The 23,498-nt window shown below is 37.8% G+C and carries 18 protein-coding genes; 10 read left to right on the top strand and 8 right to left on the bottom strand.

Going from position 1 to position 23,498, the window contains the following annotated elements; genetic code table 11:
- Nucleotides 1-244 precede the first annotated feature (244 nt).
- On the top strand, nt 245-670 hold the full coding sequence (locus LVD47_RS22020; RefSeq protein WP_236980703.1) for a transposase: 426 nt from the start codon (nt 245-247) through the stop codon (nt 668-670).
- The gene (locus tag LVD47_RS22015; protein WP_236980701.1) at nt 667-1,641 is read left to right on the top strand and encodes an IS3 family transposase; all 975 of its coding nucleotides are present in this window, start codon (nt 667-669) and stop codon (nt 1,639-1,641) included. Before LVD47_RS22020 ends, LVD47_RS22015 begins: the two co-directional genes overlap by 4 nt.
- Nucleotides 1,642-1,727: 86 nt before the next feature.
- On the opposite strand, the gene LVD47_RS22010 is transcribed toward LVD47_RS22015, so the two are convergent.
- Together LVD47_RS22010 and lipB are read right to left on the bottom strand one after the other, a co-directional pair.
- Entirely contained in the window at nt 1,728-2,240 is a 513-nt protein-coding gene (locus tag LVD47_RS22010) for an acyl-CoA thioesterase (protein WP_236980699.1), read from the bottom strand.
- A gap of 206 nt (nt 2,241-2,446) precedes the next feature.
- Nucleotides 2,447-3,172, bottom strand: a complete 726-nt coding sequence (lipB, locus tag LVD47_RS22005) for a lipoyl(octanoyl) transferase LipB (protein ID WP_236980696.1) — start codon at nt 3,170-3,172, stop codon at nt 2,447-2,449.
- Between the two features lie 291 nt (nt 3,173-3,463).
- Between lipB and LVD47_RS22000 the strand changes: the two genes are divergently transcribed.
- From LVD47_RS22000 to LVD47_RS21985, 4 genes are read left to right on the top strand one after another with little or no spacing between them, the layout of a single operon-like run.
- Complete coding sequence (locus tag LVD47_RS22000; RefSeq protein ID WP_236980694.1) at nt 3,464-4,144, top strand: metal-dependent hydrolase; 681 nt, start codon at nt 3,464-3,466, stop codon at nt 4,142-4,144.
- Between the two features lie 3 nt (nt 4,145-4,147).
- On the top strand, nt 4,148-4,948 hold the full coding sequence (locus tag LVD47_RS21995) for a ParA family protein (RefSeq protein WP_236980692.1): 801 nt from the start codon (nt 4,148-4,150) through the stop codon (nt 4,946-4,948).
- 42 nt (nt 4,949-4,990) lie between these two features.
- Nucleotides 4,991-5,893: a ParB/RepB/Spo0J family partition protein gene (locus LVD47_RS21990; RefSeq protein ID WP_236980690.1), complete on the top strand. Its 903-nt coding sequence runs from the start codon at nt 4,991-4,993 to the stop codon at nt 5,891-5,893.
- Between the two features lie 2 nt (nt 5,894-5,895).
- A complete protein-coding gene (locus LVD47_RS21985; RefSeq protein WP_236980688.1) occupies nt 5,896-6,489 on the top strand; it encodes a DUF5683 domain-containing protein in 594 nt (197 codons plus the stop codon).
- Between the two features lie 123 nt (nt 6,490-6,612).
- Here LVD47_RS21985 and LVD47_RS21980 read toward each other — a convergent pair whose 3' ends face one another.
- From LVD47_RS21980 to LVD47_RS21960, 5 genes are all read right to left on the bottom strand, one after another.
- The gene (locus tag LVD47_RS21980) at nt 6,613-6,933 is read right to left on the bottom strand and encodes an SCP2 sterol-binding domain-containing protein (RefSeq protein ID WP_236980687.1); all 321 of its coding nucleotides are present in this window, start codon (nt 6,931-6,933) and stop codon (nt 6,613-6,615) included.
- A 133-nt stretch (nt 6,934-7,066) separates the two neighbouring features.
- Nucleotides 7,067-12,643, bottom strand: coding sequence for a T9SS type B sorting domain-containing protein (locus tag LVD47_RS21975; protein ID WP_236980686.1), 5,577 nt, complete (start codon nt 12,641-12,643; stop codon nt 7,067-7,069).
- Nucleotides 12,644-12,652: 9 nt separating this feature from the next.
- Nucleotides 12,653-15,055, bottom strand: coding sequence for a hypothetical protein (locus tag LVD47_RS21970; protein WP_236980685.1), 2,403 nt, complete (start codon nt 15,053-15,055; stop codon nt 12,653-12,655).
- 10 nt (nt 15,056-15,065) lie between these two features.
- Nucleotides 15,066-16,088 (bottom strand): PorP/SprF family type IX secretion system membrane protein, encoded by a 1,023-nt coding sequence (locus tag LVD47_RS21965; RefSeq protein ID WP_236980684.1) that lies wholly within the window; start codon nt 16,086-16,088, stop codon nt 15,066-15,068.
- Nucleotides 16,089-16,323: 235 nt separating this feature from the next.
- The gene (locus tag LVD47_RS21960) at nt 16,324-17,316 is read right to left on the bottom strand and encodes a Gfo/Idh/MocA family protein (protein ID WP_236980683.1); all 993 of its coding nucleotides are present in this window, start codon (nt 17,314-17,316) and stop codon (nt 16,324-16,326) included.
- An 89-nt stretch (nt 17,317-17,405) separates the two neighbouring features.
- Here LVD47_RS21960 and LVD47_RS21955 point away from each other — a divergent pair, with 89 nt between their 5' ends.
- Both LVD47_RS21955 and LVD47_RS21950 read left to right on the top strand, forming a co-directional pair.
- Nucleotides 17,406-18,536 carry a putative sugar nucleotidyl transferase gene (locus tag LVD47_RS21955; protein ID WP_236980682.1) on the top strand — a complete coding sequence of 377 codons (1,131 nt, stop codon included), beginning with the start codon at nt 17,406-17,408 and terminating at the stop codon, nt 18,534-18,536.
- Complete coding sequence (locus LVD47_RS21950; RefSeq protein WP_236980681.1) at nt 18,520-19,188, top strand: spermidine synthase; 669 nt, start codon at nt 18,520-18,522, stop codon at nt 19,186-19,188. Before LVD47_RS21955 ends, LVD47_RS21950 begins: the two co-directional genes overlap by 17 nt.
- A gap of 485 nt (nt 19,189-19,673) precedes the next feature.
- Here LVD47_RS21950 and nagB read toward each other — a convergent pair whose 3' ends face one another.
- Nucleotides 19,674-21,605, bottom strand: a complete 1,932-nt coding sequence (gene nagB / locus LVD47_RS21945; protein ID WP_236980679.1) for a glucosamine-6-phosphate deaminase — start codon at nt 21,603-21,605, stop codon at nt 19,674-19,676.
- 107 nt (nt 21,606-21,712) lie between these two features.
- Between nagB and LVD47_RS21940 the strand changes: the two genes are divergently transcribed.
- Nucleotides 21,713-22,783: a substrate-binding domain-containing protein gene (locus LVD47_RS21940; protein ID WP_236980677.1), complete on the top strand. Its 1,071-nt coding sequence runs from the start codon at nt 21,713-21,715 to the stop codon at nt 22,781-22,783.
- 65 nt (nt 22,784-22,848) lie between these two features.
- Nucleotides 22,849-23,457, top strand: a complete 609-nt coding sequence (locus tag LVD47_RS21935; protein WP_236980675.1) for a hypothetical protein — start codon at nt 22,849-22,851, stop codon at nt 23,455-23,457.
- The last annotated feature ends 41 nt before the right edge of the window (nt 23,458-23,498 follow it).

Genomic DNA, 23,498 nt, shown 5'->3' with positions numbered 1-23,498 from the left:
ACGGTACATATAGAGAATACACAATGACCGGAAGGGGGATAGCATTTTTTTAAAAGGGTGAAATAAGGGGTAAGACAAATCCCTTTCCCACAAGCACATCCGAATCTTCCTTCCCCAGCCGAATTGATCTTTGAAAGATTGTACATTGATTACCAACTGTCTATGACACCTCGAGGTTTATAACCCCCGACTTGTCAATGCCTGAAATAAGTTGACCATTTTAGGATTAAAAAAAGGAAATAAAATGGCAAAGAGGAAACAATTTAAAATGACAATCGAAGAGCGTCGAAAAAGAAGTTTTAGTACTAACTTTAAAATTCAAAAGGTACGGGAAATTGAAAGTGGGAAGACAAAAATTTCAGAACTCTGTTCCCAGTATGAGCTTGCATCGACAAGTGTATACAGGTGGCTGAGAAAATTTGGAACGATGAAAAATAAGACTGAACGGGTGATTGTTGAAGTGGAAAGCGACACGAAACAACTTTTAGAGTTAAAGCGTCAGGTAGCAGAACTGGAGAAAATAATCGGACAAAAACAAATCCTTCTTGATTTTAAAGACAAGATGATAGAACTGGCCGAGCAAACGTACGGAGTAGATATTAAAAAAAAATTTTCTACCCCACACTCGAACATATCTGGCTCACGCGAGAACAATACCCCTTCACCATGAACCGGTTATTTCAGGCAGTTGGATTAAGCAAACAGGCTTTTCATCAGAAAATGGATCGTTTGCACAAGGTGCGTTCTGAAGAGCAGCAACTTTTGTTGCTTCTGTATCAGATACGGGACGAGCACCCTACAATGGGAGTTAGGGATATATATTATAAACTACATCCGACACATATTGGCCGGGATGCATTTGAGGCCTTCTGTTCCACACAGGGGGTACGGATTAAGCGAACAAAAAACGAGCGCAGAACAACAAACAGCTCGGGAGTGATTCGATTCGACAATTTAATAAAGGGCTTTGAATTGGTAGGACTCAACCAAGTTTGGCAGAGTGATATTACTTATTTTGAAGTGAACCGCAGGTTTTATTATCTCACTTTTATTATGGATGCTTTTTCCAGAAGGATCGTGGGGCATGCAACAGCAAAAAACTTGACAACAGAATGCACGACCCTGCCCGCTTTAAGAAGGGCTATAACAGTCAGGAAAAAGGAAAAACAAGACATCAAGGGAGTAATATTCCACTCCGATGGGGGCGGTCAATATTATGATAAAGAATTTTTAAAAGTAACTCAAAAAGAACAGATTCAAAATAGTATGTGTGAGTTTGCCTGGGAAAACGGTAAAGCAGAAAGACTCAACGGGGTAATAAAAAACAATTATCTCAAACACCGTTCTATTACCAGTTTTATAGATCTAGCCAAAGAAGTTGACCGTTCAGTAGCACTCTATAATTTTGAAAAACCACATATAAAGTTACAACGAAAAACCCCAATTGAGTATGAAAAACACTATATTGAGTTGGGACAACAATCCGACGATGACAAGTCAGCGACGGAAGTAAAAACTCAGTATAGAAGGGCTTTTTCAGCCCTTCGGGCTGAGGACAACAATCCTTCTGAATCCAATATCTCTCAAAAAGTAAAATTCAGAAGAAGTTTTAAGTACGAAAAAAAAGTCAACCTTATTTAGGCATGAACAACTAGCTTCTGACTCGTAACTCGTAACTTTTCACTTACTACTAACTAATAATTTGCCTACTGCTGGCAACTAAAGGATCAGCTAAAAATCTTCTTCAGGTGGTCAGCACTTTTGGGATCCATCCTTCCTGCCATAATCAATCGTAAATCCCTTCGACGCAACGCTCCTTCAAAAAGCTCTTTTTCCCGCTTTGATTCAGGAATAATACCCGGCGCCTTGGAAGGTCGTTTGGTATCCTCATCAAGTGAAACAAAGGTAAAAAAGGCATCATTGCATTTTGTCTTCGTACCTTTGAGGTCTTCTGAATATACTTCTACGAAAACTTCCAGCGAAGTACGGAAAGTCCGGGTCACAAACCCCTCCAATGTAATCATAGACCCCAGATCAATCGGTTGCTGAAATGATATATGGTCTACTGCTGCCGTAACGACAGGGGTATTGCAATGCCTCATTGCACTCAACGCACAAACAATATCCATCCAGCGCATCATTACCCCCCCCATCAAGTTACCGAGATGATTGGTATCATTGGGCATTATCAATTGAGTCATTATTGTATGGGAATCTTTTACCTTTTTTGTGCTACTCATACCTCCTGGGCTTTTATGAAAAATAAAGACGAAGATATACAAAGAAAATGTTTATAAAAACTTCAAGTAATCGTGACGTTGCTATCCCTGAAAACTCAAATATTCACTTAAGAGCCAGTCGGTTGCTCTTCTAAAATTCAAGAAAGGATACTCTTTATTGAGTCAAGACAATTTCTAATACAGGCAATTCCATATATATAAACATCCTAATTCTCATCTTCCATATAGTCAAAACGGGATACCCGCGTTCCAAACAGGTCGTTAAAATGTTTAATAAATTTTCGTTGTACTTCACGCATATCTACGCTCTGTTTTAACTCCTGCGCTAATGAAGTTACTGTTTTGTCTTTTTCACGTATTCCACAGGGAATAATATTCTCAAAAAAATCCAGATCCGTATTTACATTAAAAGCTAAGCCGTGCATACTCACCCATCGACTCATGTGAACACCTATCGCACAAATCTTTCGTCGGGGATTTTCCCCTAGCCATACCCCGGTAAAATCATCAATCCTATACCCCTTAAGTCCATAATCATCCATAATCCGGATGATTACTTCTTCGAGCATTCTTATATATTTATGAATATCTCTAAAAAAATATTCCAGGTCTAAAATCGGATACGCTACCAATTGACCGGGACCATGATAGGTAATATCCCCACCTCTATTTATTTTATAAAAAGTGACTTCTTTTTCAATAAGAGATTCCGCATCTACCAATAGATTCCCTTCATCCCCAGATTTACCCAGGGTGTACACATGATTGTGCTCGCAAAAAAGTAAGTAATGTTCCCGCCCTCCTGTTTCCGAAACAGGAATGGACAATGCCCTCTTTTCCTCGATTATCTGCCTTTGTAAATTAAATTGCTCTTCCCACGCTTTGGCAAAATCAATTTTCCCCCAATCTTCAATAATTAATGAATTTTTCATACTTAGAAGTTTTCATCGGAACTTTATACACAAAGCAATCAATTTTCAAATGTTGAATTTGAACAGTTAAAGTATACAAAATGTTGCTGCGAGAGCCCTTTAACATTATATACATTCAACTTTTTTCTATATATTCCTTTTAATAAATAATATATATCTTCGCAATAGTTTGCAAAAATGGGCACAAATACGGCAAATATCATCACATAAATGTCATTATTTCAGGCAACACATAGTCTAGTGTCTACGTAAAATTCAAAGGTTGCAAGATCAAAATTAAAATTAAAAATTATGAATATTACCTTTTTGGGACATTCCTGTTTTTTATTTAAGCACAATGGTAAAGTCATACTAGTAGACCCATTTATTAGTGGTAATCCCCTGGCATCAGAAATTAATGTAGAAGAGATTCCTGCAGACTATATAATACTCACTCACGGTCATCAGGATCATGTACTTGATGCTGAAAGAATCCTGGAACGAACCGGAGCCAAAGTAATATCCTCGTTTGAAATAGTATCCTGGTACGGGGAAAAAGGATTCGATGGCCATGGAATGAATACAGGGGGTTGTTTTGAATTTGAATTTGGTAAAGTCAGGGCAGTAAATGCAGTTCACTCCAGCATGTTGCCTGATGGCAGTTACGGAGCCAATCCATTGGGTTTTGTAATAGAAAACGATTCATCTACCTTTTATATAGCCGGCGATACCGCCCTCACGATGGATATGAAATTGATTCCATTATTATGTCCTCCTTTGGATTTTGCCATTTTACCCATCGGTGGCAATTTCACCATGGATTATAAAGATGCAGTGCATGCAGCAAATTTTATCGAATGTAATAAAATAATTGGTTGTCATTTTGATACCTTTGACGTGATAAAAATAGACCACAAAGAAGCGGAAAATTACTTTAAGGAAAATAATATAGAAGCATATATTCCCAATGTAGGTGAATCACTAGATCTTTAATGTATGAGTAAAGTTATTGCAATAGCAAATCAAAAAGGAGGTGTTGGAAAGACCACAACAGCAATAAATCTTTCGGCCTGTTTGGCTATATTAGAAAAAAAGGTATTGGTCATAGATCTGGACCCCCAGTCCAATACCACATATGGGCTGGGAATCACAAAAGAACAAGTCGAAGTTTCTGTTTATGATTGTTTACTTAATGAACATCCTGTAGAAGACGCAATCATTGAAACGGACACCCCTAATCTTTTTGTTCTGCCATCCACCATAGACCTAGTAGGGGCTGAAGTCGAATTGGCCAATGCTTCACAGAGACATTTGAAAGTAAGAAATATTATCGACCAGGTAAGAGGGGATTACGATTATGTATTTATAGATTGTTTACCAAGTTTGGGTATTCTTACTTTAAATGCATTGTCTGCTGCTGATTCAGTGCTTATCCCTATCCAATGCGAAATATTTGCATTAGACGGGCTTGGAAAATTGAAAAATACGATAAAAGTAGTAAAGCAAAATTTTAACCCAAAATTAGAGATTGAAGGAATAATCTTATCCATGTACGATAAGCGGCTTAGATTGGCAAATATGGTTGTTGAACAAGTACGAGGAATGGTAAAAGATCACGTTTTCGATACTATTATACATAGAAACTCAAAAATCGGGGAATCTCCAAGTGTTCAAAAACCTGTTATTATATATGATGCCGGCAGTAAAGGATCTAGAAATTTTCTCAACCTAGCACATGAATTTATTAAAAGACAATCTAATAATATAAACTCCAGGAATAAAGTTGGAAGTGTGTAAAACATCATTAATAACAGATTGTCGGGAAATAAAAAGGATATTATGGCCAAGATAAAGAAGAAAGAATTAGGGAAAGGGTTAAAAGCATTGCTTTCGAACCTGGAAGAAGAGGAAATCACAGAAGGAATAGTCCCTGTGACAGAGGATAGTGCTGACACACAAGACCAATTGATTTTTAAAATCCCGTTGAAAAATATAGAACCCAATCCCGATCAACCCCGTACTGATTTTGATGATGAGGCCATAGAAGAATTAGCAAAATCGATAGAAACTTACGGATTGATCCAACCTATAACGATCCGAAAACTGAATTCCGATCAATACCAAATAATAAGCGGGGAACGAAGATTTCGGGCAGCGCAAAAACTAAAGTTGGAGCATGTTCCTGCCTTTGTCAGGATAGCAAATGACACAGAGCTTCTTGAAATGGCTTTGGTAGAAAATATACAACGGGAGGATCTCAACCCGTTGGAAATATCCATTACCTACCAGCGATTGATTGAGGAATGCTCCATCACACATGAAGAACTTTCCAATAGAATTGGAAAAAACAGAAGTACCATTACTAATTATATACGACTATTGAAACTGCCGCCACAAGTGCAAAAAGGGTTGAAGAACAGATCTTTATCAATGGGACATTCGAGAGCACTGGTGGGATTGGAGCATATTGATGAAATATTGTATGTATATGACAAAATAATCAGTGATGGCCTCTCTGTTCGTGCTACTGAAAAGTTAATTAGGGATATGCATACACCCAAAAGCCAACCCGCAACCGAAGAAAGAAAAGATCCGGAAATTCAAAAGATTGAAGATAAATTAACACACCTTTTCGGAGCGGAAGTAAAAATTCAAAGCAGGAACGGAATGAAGGGAGAAATCAAAATTAAATTTGAAACACCCAATCATCTCGAAGAAATTTTGGAAACCTTAGACCAGTAAGAATGTGGAAGAAAGCCTTCGCAGGATTAATCTTCGCGTATCTAGTATCACCCAATATATTAGCAGCCCAAAACAAGAACAGTTCAATTGAGTCTGATTCAATGGTGATGGCTGATTCAGCAACAATTTCGATTATATCTGAAGAACTGTGGTCACCGATACCGGAAAGAGCAGCATTATTGTCATTTATCTTGCCTGGCAGCGGCCAAGCTTACAATAGATCCTGGTGGAAAGTGCCTATTATTTACGGTGGATTGGGGGTAAGCGCATGGGTAATTGCCGACAATAAAAGAAATTACGATTTATTCCGAAATGCATACAACAATCGCGTCCAGGGAAATCCGGATCCATTTCTGGATATTTATCCCAACCTGAATACTTTAAGCTCAATAAGAGATACATATTATAAATGGTATCAGCTTAGTATAATCGTTACGGCTGCCATTTATCTAATGAATGGTATTGAAGCCTATGTAGATGCACACCTAAAAAATTTCGATATAGGTGAAGATCTCTCTTTTACCATTCCTTTGGATACCAATCCATATTCTGTATACCAGATTCCCGTTTTCGGAGTCACTTTCAGGCTACAATAGGTGTCTTGAGTCTTCTTAAATGCACAAAAATCGAAAAGCTTTTTATCTTTTACTTTAGTGGAACAATGTGAGCAATAAAAATGCTTCCATCCCTTCCTACTATAAATTCTCAAAATATCATTTTCACATCAGTCCAAAAATCTTTGCATACTTCAACATTTCTCCCTGATTAGATATTTTCAATTTTCCTGTTAAAATAGCCATCATAGGATTTAATTCTCCTTTGAGGATCTTTGTTAAATTATTCTCCGAAGACTTCACCACACAATTCGCATCTCCATGTAGTCCTTCTTCTGCTATACATTTACCATCCTCTACTTTCACCGTAATTTCATGAGTGGTATTATCCTCTGAAATGACAAAATGAAAATTAGTCTCCAAATCTGTCAGGACATCTTCATTAACCTTTTCCGGTAGGGAAAGTAAAAACTCTTTGCTATTCATATTTTCATTATTTATCCTATCATAAATTTTCCCCAAAAACGTATCGGGGTATATTGAAGTAAAATTACATAAAAAAGGCTGCCCAATACATACAATACAGGCAGCCTATACACATAGTTCTAGTTTTTAAACACTAGCGTATAATCGTCACATTTCCTTTTTCCTCGTAAGTATCTCCACCTATACACAAAACATTCAAATAATATCCATAAACATCCGGAGCCAGTTCTTCACCACGGAACGTACCGTCCCATCCTACTGACAAATCATTGGTTTCAAATACTTTTTGCCCCCACCTGTTATATACTATAAATTCGACTTCATCAATGCTTTCCCCTCTTACATATAATATATCATTGGTCCCATCCTGATTCGGGGTAAATGCCCGTGGTACAAAAATATACGGAGGCTCACATTGTGGGTTGAGAACAAAAATGGTAATACTCTTGGTAATGGAACATCCATTAGAATCCACTACCGTCAACATAAATTCGGTAGTTTCAGGAGGAATCACTTCCGTCACCGCTTGATCGGGGTTGTCCACCAAATCCGCTGGCTCCCATTGATACGATTCAAAATCCCCACCTACCGCAGTAAGGGTAGCTTTTTCACCACGTATTACGGTATCCCTGTCAGAGGTGATTTCCAACTCCTGCAACGCCGGTGGTATACGCAGCATTACTGTATCCATACTCAGGCAACCATCACTGAAATATACAAATGCGGTTACAATCGTATTACTGTCAGGGGTAATAATTCCCATCCTGGGATCAGTTCCTGAAACTTCAACCCCATCTGACCAAACAATGCTATCAAAGGCTTCCTCAGTATCAAATTCTACGGAAAGAATAACTTCATCCCCAGGGCATATTCCATCGGTTTGGGAAGCTGTTAGTTCAATATTTCTGAAACTTAAATTGATTGTATCCCTGAATGTACATCCATTAATTTCAGCCACAACTGAATATTCACCCATATCTTCAAATAAAAATCGTATCGGATTTTCAGTACCCATTAATACGCCGTCAGGATTATACCACTGAATATTCATAGCATCCCTTCCACCGCCTACTAATAGCTCTGCAGTATCCCCCATACAGAAAGTTGTATTTTCTGCAAAAATGATATCAGAATCCGCTTCTATAAATACAGTCACTCTACCCGTGGTTGTACAGGTGGTGTCGTTCGGATGTATAATTATAGCTTCATAAATACTATTTTCATCTATGAATGCAATTGGGTTAGCTATTGTATTATCTTCAATATTCGGCCCTGTCCAATTATAAAATAAATTAGGGTCTCCACCCGGATTCAATTCTACAGATTGTGGATCGCACAAATAAATAGTGTCATTAAAGAGTGGGCTATCAGGGTCGATCAAAGTTACCAGGGTAGTTGATTCCACACATTCATCACCGGTCAACCTCACGGTTAACTCAAAAGTACCAAATTCTCCAAAATCATAAACAAATGAAGGTTCAGTAGAAATTATGGAATCATTATATTCCCATTCAATATCACCTGAATCGGGTACATCAAGTGCTACAAGGGTAGCAATGGTTTCTCCGCATTCAAATGAATAATCGATATCAATCTGATCATCAATAGGGATTACAATTACATTCTTTCTGAAGCTATTGGAACATCCCGATTCAGGATCAGTAATAGTCACTACAAATTCCTGACTTGTATATAAACGAGCAGAAGGATTGGCCACTCTGGAATCTTCAAAAAAGGCTTCCGGTTGCCAATAATAATTTAAAGTACTATCGCCATTAGGGTTGAGGTATACAAGGTCACCCTCACAAATGGTTATCGTAGAAGTATCAAAGGCAATACTATCAGCAGAATCATCCAATAGAATAACTACTTCCCCATTATCTGTACATATCTGATCACCATCTTCCAAACTAACTTCAACAGCATAAGTTATATCATCATCCACTTCTGCTATAGGATTATAAGAATTTGGATTATCAAGACCAGTGGAAGGGGTCCATTCATAGTTAAGATCATTTCTACCGAAAGGGTTCAGCGCTATTAAACCAGGCTCACAAACAATAATAGTAGTATCCGGGGCTTGTATCCCGTCCGTAATGTTTATTCTTCTTACAAAAGACCTGCCACATTCATCATTCTCCAATTCCACCCTAATATCATATTGCCCCGCTTCTTCGAATGAATAGTCAATAGAAGTTCCCGTACCAATACTATCTAATGCTCCGTTGTTGTCTAGGTACCAGTTTACGGTATATCCAATGGCAGGATCATTGAGTACAAAGGTATAATCCAAACCTTCACATCCACCGTTGGTCGAAAAGTCCAACTGGTTGAAAAAATCTCCTACCTCAATAATTTGGGTCACTGTATCCACACAACCATCAGCAGTCTCGGCAATTAGTGTTACTTCATATTCGCCAAAACTGTCATACGTAAACGTGGGCATCTGAGCTGTACTTGTTTTGGATAGGTCATTACCATCAAAAAACCATTTCGTAGTATACAATCCATTGAACTGGGGCCTGAATTTCACTGTTCGGGTCACATCACAAATATCATAGATATGATCAAAACCAGCAACAGGAACTTCATTGAACCGAACTAATACAAAACCCGTATCGACACACATCGGATCATTACGATCGGTAACGATTACTTCAAACAGGTTACTCTGATCAACAAATACCAATGGATTGGCAGCTGTAGGATTTTCAATTAGGGTACTATCTATCCAATTATAGGTATAACCGACAAAAGATCCCGGATTCAGATAAACCTCTCCGGGTGTACACAAATCTATAGTGTCCATAGGAACGGTAACCCCCAAAAATACATTAATAGGATTTTGTATGGTAAAAGTACACTCCTCGTTAGAAATAACTGCTTGTACTACATATCTTCCTTCTTCCTCAAAATCGTATGAAATTAATTCACCTTGACCAATCTGTGAGACAGCATCGTTTTCGATCAAATTCCAAATTATATCATACCCGGAGACATCTTTGTTCAATTGCAAAAATTGAATATAGTCCTCACAATTGCCAAAATTTAATATTTCGAGGTCCGTTTCGGGATTATACACTTCAACAATTCTTGTCTGGGAATCTGTGCAACCGTCATACGTTTCGGCATACATTGTTACACGATAATACCCAACAGAAGGAAAAGTAACATTCGGGTTATTCTCCGTAAATTCAACAATTTCACCACCTATAACGATTTCCCACCTTACGTTTGCCAAATTCTCCACTACAGGTGAAAACACTACAGAAAGATCTTCACTACACAAGTCCGCAACATTGGTAAAATCGGCGATGGGCCTTTCATTTACGCGAACGAGTACAAACCCGGTTCCCACACATGCAGGATCATTTTTGTCACTTACAGTAACTTCAAACCTCGTGGTTTCATTCACGAATACAGATGGGTTCGGATGGTCCGTATCCTCGATTAATCCATTGTCTGTCCAGGTATAGATATATCCTTCGAAAAAAGAAGGGTTAAGGCTTATTTCTCCGGGAGTACAAATATCTATGGTATCCATAGGGACCGTTACGCCAAGGAATACATCCAATATATCGGAAACCCTGAAAGTACATTCTTCGTTCTCAATTACGGCTTCCACACTATACATTCCGGCACTTCCGAAGTCATAGGTAATTTGATTACCTTCCCCGATCTCTGTTACTTCATCGCCCTCTATCAAACTCCAGGTAATCGAATATCCTGATACATTCTTGTTTAATTTAAGTACCTGGTTAAAATTATCACAATTCCCAAAATTGAGAATTTCGAAATCGGTTTCAGGATTGATAACCTCAACCAGTTTGGAAGTCTCTTGTTGACATCCATCTTCGGTCTCAGCATAAAACCGGACGTTATAGTATCCGGGAGCCGGGAATTCAATTTCAGGTGAGAACTCTGTGCTTTCTATCACTTCCCCACCTATTTCAAATTCCCATTTATAGTTGATTATATTTTCGTATTCAGGCAAAAAGCTCACAAGAAAATCTTCAGAACAATAGTCCTGAACGTAAGAGAATTCGCCTACCGGCAATTCCCCTACTCTGACCAGGACAAATCCTTCCCCTGTGCAAGTTTCATCCGAACCATCGGTGATCGTAACAGGGAAAAGTGTAGTATTTGATACCAAAACCATCGGGTTAGGACTGTTAGGATTTTGTACCAAACTATCAATATTCCATTGATATATATAATTTTCGTTGAAATCAGGATTTAAATAAACCACCCCGGGTTCACAGATATCAATGGTATCCATCAAAAGATCTAACCCCTGAATAACATTTATTGTATCTGTAGCTGATACGGTACAACTCATACTCTCCGCCGTTACCTTAATTCCATAATCACCTTCAGAAGGAAATTCGTATGAAATGGTAGTGCCTGTGCCTATGGAAGTCTCACTTCCATTCTCCTCAATCAGGAACCAATTAATATTGTAATTTCTCACATCTTTATTCAGAGATAATTCCTGAATCAAATTATTACAATTACCCACATTGACCACTTCTATGTCGTCTTCAAAAGAATATACTTCTATGACCTTTCTTGCAGTGTCCACACAATCTTCATCATTTGAAACAGCTAATTCAACCATATACATACCAGGGCCCGGAAATGTCATTACCGGATTGGCATTACTTGATGTGGTTGATGTGCTGTCGTCAGTATAAAACCTCCAACTATATGAAGTAGCTCCAAAACTCCTGTTTTCGAACATTACCCTCCCTGGATTACAAAAGTCGACCGTGTAATCAAAATCAGCACTAAAGGTGCGGTCCGAACAATCCACAAAGTTCAATTGGATTTCTTTAATCGTAGAACCTACGAGTCGCCCTTTTTTATATTGCTCTACACAAATAGCAATGTTGTATGAACCGATTTTACTGTTAGTATAAGTAATAATCCCAGTATTTTCATCAATGGATAGGTCTCCATTATTTCCAAACGGATGGTGTGCATCAAAACCATTTTTGTATCCCACATTTTCGTATGGTGGTTTATCGGGTGTATCGTTTTCATTGTTCGGGGCTTCTCCATCATATGGAGTGCAAAGAGAATATTTATATTCTTCGTGTTTCTTTACCTCAAAACCGGGATCGAAAACTTCCTCCTCATTAATACAACTGTATAATGGTGTTACTTTGTCAAACGAAGGAATACTCGTATACCATAAATATCCGTTTAAGGTCATTGTCGTAACCAGCGTAAAGCCTGTGTTTTCAGGATCTAAAATATTTTCAATATTGTCGGGCCTGCAACAAGATGAATAAACGAATTGATACCCTTTGGCAGAAATGGGCACTTCAACGGTGCCTTTATAAACGGCCACTTCCCGGCACTCCTGGTCTTCTATTTCCACGCAACCGGAATTGAGATTATCTTCTTTTCTGTATTTCCGCTCCAGGTTTAAGGGAATCCTGCCGTTTTCTCCACAATCAACCAGTAGCTCATTTTCCAGGTTAAATACACCCAGGGTAACTTTATCACTAAACTCTGGTTGTGGACCAAACCGACCACAATCCCTTTCCAGCACCAAAGTGAATTCATACAATCCGTCTTTGATAAATTTATAGTTCAGCTCCCCTCCTGTAAATGGTATCGAATACACCAATGTCGATAATCCCACCAATATGATGGTCATCAGGACTTTAGGAAAACTAGAATTATATCTGTAAAAGTTTATCATCTGTTCGTATTAATTTCTAATTATATCAACTATTTCAATACGCCGTTCTCGGGAGGCTGCCGGGTTATACACTGAGTTTCGCACGTCTTCCGCATCACCACTTACGGTAGAAGGCGCGTTTTCATCACCGTAGGCCCGACCTTCAATATTGAGCTTGCCATTGGATATATACTGGGTCAAAAGGCCATCTTTATACTTTTCGATTTCCTGTTGCAGCGAGTTTATCCTTCTTTTACTTAAATTAAGATTATAATTTTTCAGGTATTTGGGACTTGCATAACCACTAACAACCAGGGTAATATTTTCGCCCTTTGACATCTCTTCTTCCAATTGTTCAAGGAAACGATCCAAATCTTGCTTACCGGCCAAAACTTCGTTATCGAAGAAATTCTCTACATCTGCCTCCGCCGTTTCTTTTGCTTCCCCCATTAAATCCTCACTAAACAACTCTGTAAATGTACTTTTCCTGGAATAATACGGTGGAAATGTTTCTCGATAATTCTTATCCGTAGTAACAGACCAGGTTCTGGGATTTGGAAAATCATTGTCAAAAAATAATGGTAGCACCAGGTAGGATTCAAGATTTCCTCGATTCAAATATATCTTTTTTACAATTTTGAGGTCATTTGGATAATCAGCACCTCGGATAGTGAGATCCTCATCCTGATACCCCCTTTTTGTTACGTTAATAGAATATTCAAAGTCTCTATCAATGGGCAACACCAAAGAGTTAGTTAAATTATTGAGTTGATATATATTCTCTTTATCAGGATTGGCCCGATCCGAAATGGATATAGTAGGACCATTTACCGGTTCTCTGGTTTCGAAATCAAATGTCAATAATTCCAGGGTCAATTCTTTTGGTGTCAGGAACAATCTCTTTATTATCGTATCCTGTCCGCTCAACTGCGCTAAATCCAATGTTGTTGAATCCGGAATAAATCCACCTTTAGACGCTTTTACTTTATAGGTACCCCGAAGTAAATCCAATTCATATTCATGAGATTCTTCATTGGTCTCCTCTATTACCAGGTCGCTATTTCGGAAGACTTCCAATGTAGATCCCAAAATGGGTTCCCCATTGAGTTTATTAAATACTAAAACTTTAATCAGTCGTTTACGCGGTTTTAGATCAGCCTCATAAATATCAAAGCAACAAGCTTGTAGTGCTGTATCCAATTTATAGGACTCATTCCGGTTAGACGCAAAATAGGCTTTTGACATTTCTTTATCCCAGGTGAAATATAAATCGTCAAAACTGGAATTTATCGGACTCCCCAGATTTTCAACTCTTGATTCATTTTTAATAGGTATAAAAACCTGGAACATATCCATTCCCCCGTATCCTGAATATCCATTTGAACCAAAAAACAGCGTCTTACTGACATCGTGGTAAAAAGGAGCAATTTCGTCTAATGGTGTATTTATGGCGTAAAGATTCTCAGGTGCTGAAAACGCTTCATTTTCAAACGTACTAAAATATATATCGTACCCACCACGTCCTCCGGCCCTGTTAGAGGAAAAATACAATCCTTCCGATTCTCCGTCCGGGCTTACTCCATAAAAGGGGGATGTATTGTTGTAGGCCGTATCATTGACATTTTCAATTTCGATAGGTGATGACCACTGTCCTTCAATCAATCCCGAATAATATATATCACAGCGGGTTAATTCTCCCGTCACATAGCTACAAATCGAATAAAATGCCTTTGTACTATCCGAATTGAGGGAAAAGTGGGATTGGTAAAATACCGAATCCGGATCATTAACAAATGAAAAAACGGAGTCCAGTTGGTCGTTTAGAACCACGCCTACCGGTTTTTTGGAAGGATCATCACCCGGATATCTTAACCCGGTAAAGACCAAATTTTCACCTACTTGTATAGGTGCAAACTCAGATTGAATAGTATTGACCGAATCTCCCAGTTTCTTTATGGTAGAAGTAAAAGGGGGCTCCTCGTTTTCTTCAGCCCAGTCAATCGACTCAAGTCGGTTCTGAGCAGTTTGAATATAAATATTATCTTCCTCGTCGTTTTGATTCAAATACTTGTTATAATATTTCTTAGCCTCCTCATAATCTCCAAGTTTAAACAATACCTCTGCTAAGTAATAGCTGGACAGCGGAAGTTCACCTTCATCCTTAAGCATATCAGCACTCTCATAGTAATCCCTGGCAATTTCAAATGCAAAGAAATTACGAGCAGATTCCGCAGCCTTATAATACATTTGGGCTGTTGGATTCTTAAACTCCAAAACCTCCTGATAGTATTTTAATGCCGCATAGTAATTCTTTTCCTCAAAAGATTCCTCAGCAGCATTAATAAATGCCTGTCGAGTTTGCCCGTGCAATACAGACATTGCACACATGACAAAAACTCCGGCAATTAAAATACTTTTATATAATTTGTTCAAAGCCATGCTTTTAATAAATTCTACATGTTTTAAAATCGTCAATTTCATCTACATCCTTAATGATGTAGCGCACCCACACTTCTGGGCCACCACGCTGATTAGTGGCTACATTAAATTGAGAGACATTGATATCATAAGTGACTCCGACATCAAATGAATTGTATCTTATACCCACATAAGGTGAAACAGCATCCCACATTGTACTCAGACGGGCGTAACTTCCAAGGGATAAGAACAGATCATCACCACGTCGTTGATTGACATGAAATTCAAACTTCGTTCCAAAGGTCAGTTCTTCATAACTTGATTGCCATTGACTCCCAGCATTTAGGTTCCAGCGGAATCGATCACCCAATCCCAGCCACAAATCCCCATACACAGTTGTTCGAAGAGGAAGCCTGGGAGGATTATCTGATTCAAGGAAATTCTGAGCGGGTTTATTAATATTAAAAAAGCCGGTCCCAATATTCAAAGAATTTTTTTCCGTTTGATATCGATAATTCAACCCTGCCGCTAAATGAAAAAAGCTGGCATTCATACGATCAAAATTTTCACCTGTTGGGTTAGCCGGATCATATTGCCCGTTTATAAATTGGCCGTCAAAACTCAAATCATCCTGACGTAAAGTTCTCTGGCCGAACCCTACTTGTAATCCGCCTGTAATTATGTTATTGGGATTTAGGAAGTGAGAATATGAACCATTCAACGCAATTTGCAACAAACTCAATTTGGAAAAGCCCGCACGGTCGTAATTCAAATTAAGACCATACCCAAACAAACTATTGTCAGAGGTGGGCGGTTGAAATTTGGAATCGTAAGAACCTGTAAATGTCATGTAATCTACCGGAACCTGTTTCCACTGTCGTTTGTAATTGCCTTCTAACCTGTGCTCGCCATTAAAAATCCCCGTCAAAGCAGGATTCATAATTCGAAAACTATGATCGAACTGAGACATGTGTATATCCTGTGTAAACACCTGATAACCAAATAAAACGAAGACCACAAGTATTTTAAAATGTAAATGTTTTCTCATACGATCGCTCTATATTCCCATTAGTACATTCAAATACTATACCAATTGTCGATATATAAAGTTAAATCGAGAAATTTATTACATAAATCCTATATTCTGGAAAAATATTAAGATATGAGATTATTTCACCATATTTAGTGTAATATATTCATGGAGAAAGTATATCGTTAAAAGAATTATATTAAAAAAATGATATATGAGATATTCCTCTCAATACTTTGATTAATATTATTTGTTAATTTCTTACAGATTCAATGTTATCTGGATATACCAAACCTATTTGATCTCTGATATGATCCAGGTTTCCCATTAATTCAATTGAATTTTCAAGATTAAATTTTGAGCTTTCTTTTTGACCATCCAGGATCATTTCATTTACGTGTTCTATCTCATGATAATACCCAAAACCAATTTTGGGGTACCTGTATTCCCTGAAATTTCTGCCTTCTTTACTAATGAATAAATCCGACTCATGCCATCTTTCAGGAATAACAATAGAACTATTCCCACATTTTATCAACGCTTGTACATTGGAATCCGTGGTAATATCAGAACTTACCATGGCAGACCTTCCTTCTCCATAATCAAATATGGATGAAAACCTCAAGTCTACACCTTTGCTGACGTATCCATTTGTAAGAATATTTTGGGGGCTTCCCATTATTTGAAGAGCCAAAAATACAGGGTATATACCAATATCCATTAAGGAACCACCAGCCAAAAGAGGATCATAAAGACGGCTGGATGAATCGTACTCCGAAGTAAAACAAAATTCAGCGTATAGCGCACGTATAGAGCTATCAAAGGATTCTATTGTCTCCATTAGCGGTTCAAAAAAAGGTAAAAAGCGTGTCCACAATGCCTCCATAACAAAAACCCCCTTATCATTAGCACGCTTTTGGATATCCAATAGCTGGTTTTGATTCACACAGATAGGTTTTTCACAAAGCACATTAATTCCCCTGTCAATGCATTCAATTAAAAGCGGATAATGATGGCTATGCGGAGTAGCGATATATACCACATCTATCAACGGATCTTCTAATAAGCTACTATAACTGCCATAGGCCTTATCAGCATAAAATGTACTTTTGTATTGATTTGCTTTATCCAGGTTTCTGCTTCCTACGGCATAAACATTACCTATCCTTGATAGATTAAGATCGTGCAGGAATTTTTTTGCAATTTTTCCCAATCCAAGAACTCCCCAATTAATTTGTTTTGACATAAATTTTCAATTTAACATTCAATATTCACTATAATTGCCGCTAACTTTCGCAATATAAAGACCGTACTTTTATATTTAATATAGTTTGTATGAAATTTTATAATATCAATTTTAAAACTTTTTTTCCGTTAACGCTTACCAAAAGTACTTCAGAAATACTTTTTGGGTTACATACACTGGGTGAAAAATGGAAAAATGTAAGAATAAATACCCACAAGAGCCAGGAATTATACATCAACCCACTTGCAATCCCCAATCCAACCCTTATAACAGAAATAAACCAATTACCTGAAAATACCAATCTCTTTTACGGGAAGTCCTTAATAGCCTCAAAAATCAATAAATTAAAAATAACGGACACAACCATTACTTCCACTATACCAGATCTTCAGAAAATGGAGACAATTTCGGAACCCGAAATTGTAATAGATCTAACTTATTTACTTAAAAACAACGCTAAACAAATAATTGAGGAAATTAAGAGCTTAGAATCAACGGAATGGCAAGGTAAATGGACTTCCTTCGAGAAAGACGTCTATATACATCATTCAGCACGAGTGGAAAATGCTTTGATCGATTCATCCGATGGTCCGGTCTTCATTGGCAGAAATGCTTATGTCATGAATGGGAGCATCCTCAAAGGTCCCTTAGCCATATTAGATAATGTGGTTTTGAAAATGGGTGCCAAAATATACCCGGGCACCTCAATTGGTCCCCATTCAGCAGTTGGAGGTGAAATTAAAAATTCTATTATCCATCCCTTTTCCAATAAAACCCATGATGGGTATCTGGGAGATAGTATACTCGGATCTTGGAACAACCTTGGGGCTAATACCAATGTATCAAATGTTTCCAATAATTTTGACTTCATCAAATCGGTGGATTGGGCATCTGGAAATATAATTACCCTTTCTACAATCAAACGGGGTGTAGTAACAGGAGATTTTGTAAAAACTGGAATAAACACTACTATATATTCAGGTACTTTAATAGGTCCTTTTTGCAGTCTCGCTACTACCCTGCCTATAAAAGGATTAATACCATCTATCAGGTGGATCACCAATGAAAAAAATACGACATACCAATTGGAAAAGTTGATAAGTCACTGCAAAAACCAAATGCAGCTGAAAAATAGGGAATGGACCGATGATTGGGAGCAAATTCTCAAAATTGTAGCAGATCAAAAAATAAAAGGAGCTAGTGATGATAAAATGGTATAAGAGAATACTATCTCATTTTTTTCCCCAACATATTGAATCCATAGAAAGCAGTAAGAATGATTACCTGGATTTGTATTTGATAAAAAATAGATTGCAATTGTCTACACACGATGCAATCTATTCCTTTGATGATTTATATTACAATTTTAATTACCTATTCAAAACCATTAAAATTCCACCCTCCGGGGCAAAAGTTTTGATATTGGGAATGGGACTTGGAAGTATTCCCTACATGCTGGAAAAAAATTTCAGGAAAAATTATGAATATACCGGTGTCGACAATGACGAAACGGTATTGTATTTATTTTCAAAATACCAACAAAAAAGACTTCAATCCTATATCCAATTATATGAGGCAGATGCATACAACTTTATCAATCTCGATGAAGAACGCTACGATATGATCTGTATCGACCTCTTTGTTGGTGAAATCATTCCCGAACAATTTTTCTCCATTCGATTTATTACGGACGTAAAATCATCGTTAAACCACAATGGAATCGTATTATGGAACATGTTATATTCCGATCGCAAATCACAAAAAGAAACGGATTATTATTACCACAATACCTTTCAACAGGTATTTCCAAACGCACAAAAAAAAGAAATTCTCGGAAATATGATGCTGATAGGACAAAAAAAGGGAAATTAGAAATTTGTCTATTAGGATCTATGACAAGCCATATTCAATAGGAATCAGTCCACCAGGTTTTACCGCCCCCCAACAATCTTTATTACAGTGAGAACTGATCTCCTGAGCTATTTTAGTCTGATCCCGGAGAAATAGTTTTTGTTGTAAAGGGAGAGGAAAGGGAATATACAAGACATCTTCCTGAAGCTATTTCAGGCTCAAGAAAAGGGCAGGAACGTAAAATATTTACCTTCCCGATCCAAGCTTTGAGATCTAAAATTATGTATTTACCACTTGAAAACAACAACCCTCTACCTAAACACCTTCGGTTCCCCTATTCGGTCAACTTTTCTATTCTCAAGTGCTCGGAATCCTACCCAATGCACTGAACTCCTATCAATATACAAATGTCATAACAACTATCCCTGGCAGCGTAACCTGATAGAGCCTCTTCCGACCTAGAATTCAAAAAAACATCAGATCAACTTATTTTTTTGAATACGGTACTATTTCAGGCTATTCGTCTCAAACTTCCATTTAACGAACGCCTCCATTGCTTCGTATTCCGCTAATCCCAATTCGTTGTATAAATTTGCCGTTTCACTGTTTCGATCTTCAGCCCTTTGCCAAAACTCACGTTTATCATTTCCAGGAAATGGAGCACGGTCTTTCTGAGATTGGTGCATAAATATTGCCATTCTTTTCCGCAGAACCTCATCGGGGCTTAAAGGGACAGCCATTTCAATTTCATCAATGCCCCACTCGTGCCAGGCGCCCCTATATAACCACAACCAACAATCCTTGAACCATGACTCTTTTTTAAGTTGTTCACAGGCTCCAAAAATAGCATCCAGGCAAACTTTGTGGGTGCCATGAGGGTCAGCCAGGTCTCCTGCAGCATAGATTTGATGGGGCTTTATTTCCTGTAGGAACTCTTTTATAATAGAAATATCTTCTTTGCCAATAGGTGATTTTTTCACCTTTCCGGTTTCATAAAACGGAAGGTCAAGAAAATGGATATGGTCATCTTTTGCTCCGGCTATTCTAGCACCTGCACGAGCCTCTCCCCTTCTAATCATTCCTTTTATTTCACGAACTAAAGCAATATCAGGCTCCCCACCTTTTTTTGATTTTAAAGCGTTGCGGATTCTTTCATACTTTTTATCCACAGCTTCTTTGTCGAGTTCATATGTATGGGTAATATCCTGAATAAATTCAACAAATCTTTTCACATCGTGATCGTGCACAGCAATATTCCCGGAAGTTTGATACGCGACATGAACATCGTGCCCCTGTTCCACTAACCTGATAAAGGTTCCTCCCATCGAAATAACATCATCATCCGGGTGCGGACTAAAGATTACTACTCTTTTTTTTCCGGGTTTTGCACGTTCGGGACGTTGTGAATCATCCGCATTGGGTTTTCCACCGGGCCAACCGGTGATTGTGTGCTGTAGTCGATTAAAAATCCGTATATTAATATTGTAAGCAGTATCATATTCCAGGATCAAGTCACTCAACCCATTGGTATTGTAATCTTCATCTGTAAGTTTAAGAATCGGTTTCCCTACTTTTTGAGCCAACCATACAATAGCTCTACAAATCAATTCATCGTTCCAATTGACTAATCCTACCGACCATGGTGTTTTTATTTGTGTCAAATCGTTAGCGGCACTTGAATCGACCAGGAACCGGGTATTCGGATGTTTTTGTAAATAAGTTGCCGGACACGAAGAAGAAATCTGTCCTTCTACCGTTCTTGCCACTATTTCAGCCTTTTGCTGGCCAAATGCCATAATATAAATCGTTTTGGCCTTCATTATCGTATCAATACCCATGGTGATTGCCCGATAAGGCACTTTTTCTTCACTGATAAAACTTTTGGTAGCGTCTTGCCGCGTGAGGTGATCCAATTTGACCAACCTTGTTCTACTGGAATCCCAACTACCAGGTTCATTAAACCCGATATGACCTGTTCTTCCGATGCCGAGAAGTTGGATATCTATCCCCCCCAAAGCATCAATTTTTTCTTCGTATTCCCTGCAATACTCTTCTACGTACTCGATTGGAATTTCTCCGTTTGGAATATGTATATTCTTGGGATCTATATCAATGTGATCAAAAAGATTTTCATGCATAAACTTCCAGTAACTCTGGTCGTCATCTTTTTTCATCGGATAGTACTCATCCAGATTGAAAGTAATAACATTCTTAAAACTCAATCCTTCTTTTTTGTGCATCCGAATTAATTCATCATACACTTTAACCGGCGTAGAACCTGTGGCCAGGCCCAAAACCATATATTCACCTTCTTGCTGTTTTTGTCGGATGGTAAGGGATATTGATTTTGCAACATTTTTTGAAGCCTCCAAATTATCTTCATAAATTCGAACCGGAATCTTTTCGAATGATCTTAATTGATACTTTAAAATATCCATGCTTTTTCAATTTAGATTACAAAGATAAAAATGATTTTTAATTCCATTGTGTTCGCACACACAATATTTATAAAAGATTTTATATAATAGACAAAAATTTAAGATACGTGAAAAAGAGAATAAAGATTAAAGATATTGCCATAAGAGCCGGTGTATCAACAGGTACTGTAGATCGCGTTATCCACAAAAGAGGGAAAGTATCAAAATCTTCTAAAGAAAAAGTGCTCAAAGCAATGGAAGAATTGAAATACAGCCCCAATATTATAGCACGGACTCTAGCTCGTAAAAAAGTGACTACACTTTCTATTCTCATCCCCTACCCCTACCAGGATTTTTACTGGAAAATGCTCAAATCGGGTATTGATACGGGATTGAGAGATTACGAGCACTTTAATCTATTGGGGAATATATATTTTTACGATATGTTTGACGAGTCTCATTTTCAGTCCGTAGCTGAGCAAGCCCTTACCCCGGAAACAGACGCAGTCATAGTCGGTTCCGAATTCAATCATCAAACCATTAATTTTTTAAAGAAGAGTAACAGGAATGAAATCCCTTCGATCGTAATGAATGCCGAAATAAAATCGGTTCCCTGCTTGTCTTATATAGGTACCAACTCCTATCAAACCGGATGCCTAACCGGAAAATTAATTGTCACCAAAGGCAATCTTACCCAAGTCCTCGTACTGCACAATACTAAAAACATTCAAAACGCACTTCACTTAAAAAATAAGGAAATAGGATTATCAGACTTCATCAGCGAATCAAAAGCAGAGGTGGGAATCCATACCCTTTCGGTTGATGACCATCAAATATCTGAAATAGAAATCGTAAAAAAAATTCGAAATAAAATCGACAAGCTCAATATTGATTGTATTTATGTAACTTCATCCAAAGGCTATATAATTGCTAAATCAATAAAAAGTCTCTACCCTGAAATTTATATAATCGGTCATGACCTGATCGACAATAATGTAAAACTTCTTACAGAAGACAAAATAGATGTCATCATCAATCAAAGCGCTGAAAAACTGGGATACTTTAGTATCAAAACAATGGTCAACCATATCATCCTGGAAAAGAGAATTGATAAAAAATATTACTTACCCCTGGATATTGTTTACAAAGAAAATTACCAGTTCTACCTCAAAGATTCTGATATAAATACCCTGTATTAAGGGTTAAGATTATTAGATTCCATCCGAATTGATTTTCTTTGTAATCTGAAAAAACTCATAAAACTATGTTTTCAATAAATATATACTTAAAACTGGCAATAATAGCTGTTTGTTTGGTCGGAGGAGCTGTCCTGGCTTCTATTTATGGATTTTGGTATGCATTCCCTTTCTTTTTGGTAGGAGTGTTGCTTTTAGTGAGTTATATTATGCTGGGGACTGTTCAATCTGCTGCACAAATCATGCAATCAATGGATATGGCAGGGGCAGAAAAAAGATTAAATCTAACTCTTACACCTAGGTTACTTTATCCTGCTAACAGAGCCTACTTCTACATGCTCAAAGGGACTATCGCTCAAAACGATAAAAATCCGGATGAAGCTGAAAGATATCTTCAATTAGCCAGATCTACCAAACTTCCTTCAGACAACGAAAGAGCCATGGTAAACATCCAATTGGCAAATATGCAAGCCAATCGGGGGAACTGGACTTTTGCACAAAAACTGTTTCGCGAAGTAAAAGATCTTAAAATAACGGAACCTCAAATAAAAGAACAGGTAGATCAATTTCGAAAGGCTCTCAAAAACAGGGGAAGCATTAAAGCCGCACAAAGAGGGGGTCAGGGGGGAGCCATGATGCAACAAAGTAAAAAGAGAAGACGTCCCAAAATGCGATAAAAAGGACCTATCGTACTATAATTTCGAAGGACTGGGATTTG

It is taken from the genome of Membranihabitans maritimus, assembly GCF_021729145.1.
Lineage (GTDB): Bacteria > Bacteroidota > Bacteroidia > Chitinophagales > Saprospiraceae > Membranihabitans > Membranihabitans maritimus.
This window is presented reverse-complemented; position numbering and strand designations above follow the sequence as displayed.

Coding starts and splice junctions, on each gene's coding strand:
- LVD47_RS22020 (WP_236980703.1), top strand. CDS start 245: ATGGCAAAGAGGAAACAATTTAAAATGACAATCGAAGAGCGTCGAAAA.
- LVD47_RS22015 (WP_236980701.1), top strand. CDS start 667: ATGAACCGGTTATTTCAGGCAGTTGGATTAAGCAAACAGGCTTTTCAT.
- LVD47_RS22010 (WP_236980699.1), bottom strand. CDS start 2,240: ATGAGTAGCACAAAAAAGGTAAAAGATTCCCATACAATAATGACTCAA.
- lipB (WP_236980696.1), bottom strand. CDS start 3,172: ATGAAAAATTCATTAATTATTGAAGATTGGGGGAAAATTGATTTTGCC.
- LVD47_RS22000 (WP_236980694.1), top strand. CDS start 3,464: ATGAATATTACCTTTTTGGGACATTCCTGTTTTTTATTTAAGCACAAT.
- LVD47_RS21995 (WP_236980692.1), top strand. CDS start 4,148: ATGAGTAAAGTTATTGCAATAGCAAATCAAAAAGGAGGTGTTGGAAAG.
- LVD47_RS21990 (WP_236980690.1), top strand. CDS start 4,991: ATGGCCAAGATAAAGAAGAAAGAATTAGGGAAAGGGTTAAAAGCATTG.
- LVD47_RS21985 (WP_236980688.1), top strand. CDS start 5,896: ATGTGGAAGAAAGCCTTCGCAGGATTAATCTTCGCGTATCTAGTATCA.
- LVD47_RS21980 (WP_236980687.1), bottom strand. CDS start 6,933: ATGAATAGCAAAGAGTTTTTACTTTCCCTACCGGAAAAGGTTAATGAA.
- LVD47_RS21975 (WP_236980686.1), bottom strand. CDS start 12,643: ATGATAAACTTTTACAGATATAATTCTAGTTTTCCTAAAGTCCTGATG.
- LVD47_RS21965 (WP_236980684.1), bottom strand. CDS start 16,088: ATGAGAAAACATTTACATTTTAAAATACTTGTGGTCTTCGTTTTATTT.
- LVD47_RS21960 (WP_236980683.1), bottom strand. CDS start 17,316: ATGTCAAAACAAATTAATTGGGGAGTTCTTGGATTGGGAAAAATTGCA.
- LVD47_RS21955 (WP_236980682.1), top strand. CDS start 17,406: ATGAAATTTTATAATATCAATTTTAAAACTTTTTTTCCGTTAACGCTT.
- LVD47_RS21950 (WP_236980681.1), top strand. CDS start 18,520: ATGATAAAATGGTATAAGAGAATACTATCTCATTTTTTTCCCCAACAT.
- nagB (WP_236980679.1), bottom strand. CDS start 21,605: ATGGATATTTTAAAGTATCAATTAAGATCATTCGAAAAGATTCCGGTT.
- LVD47_RS21935 (WP_236980675.1), top strand. CDS start 22,849: ATGTTTTCAATAAATATATACTTAAAACTGGCAATAATAGCTGTTTGT.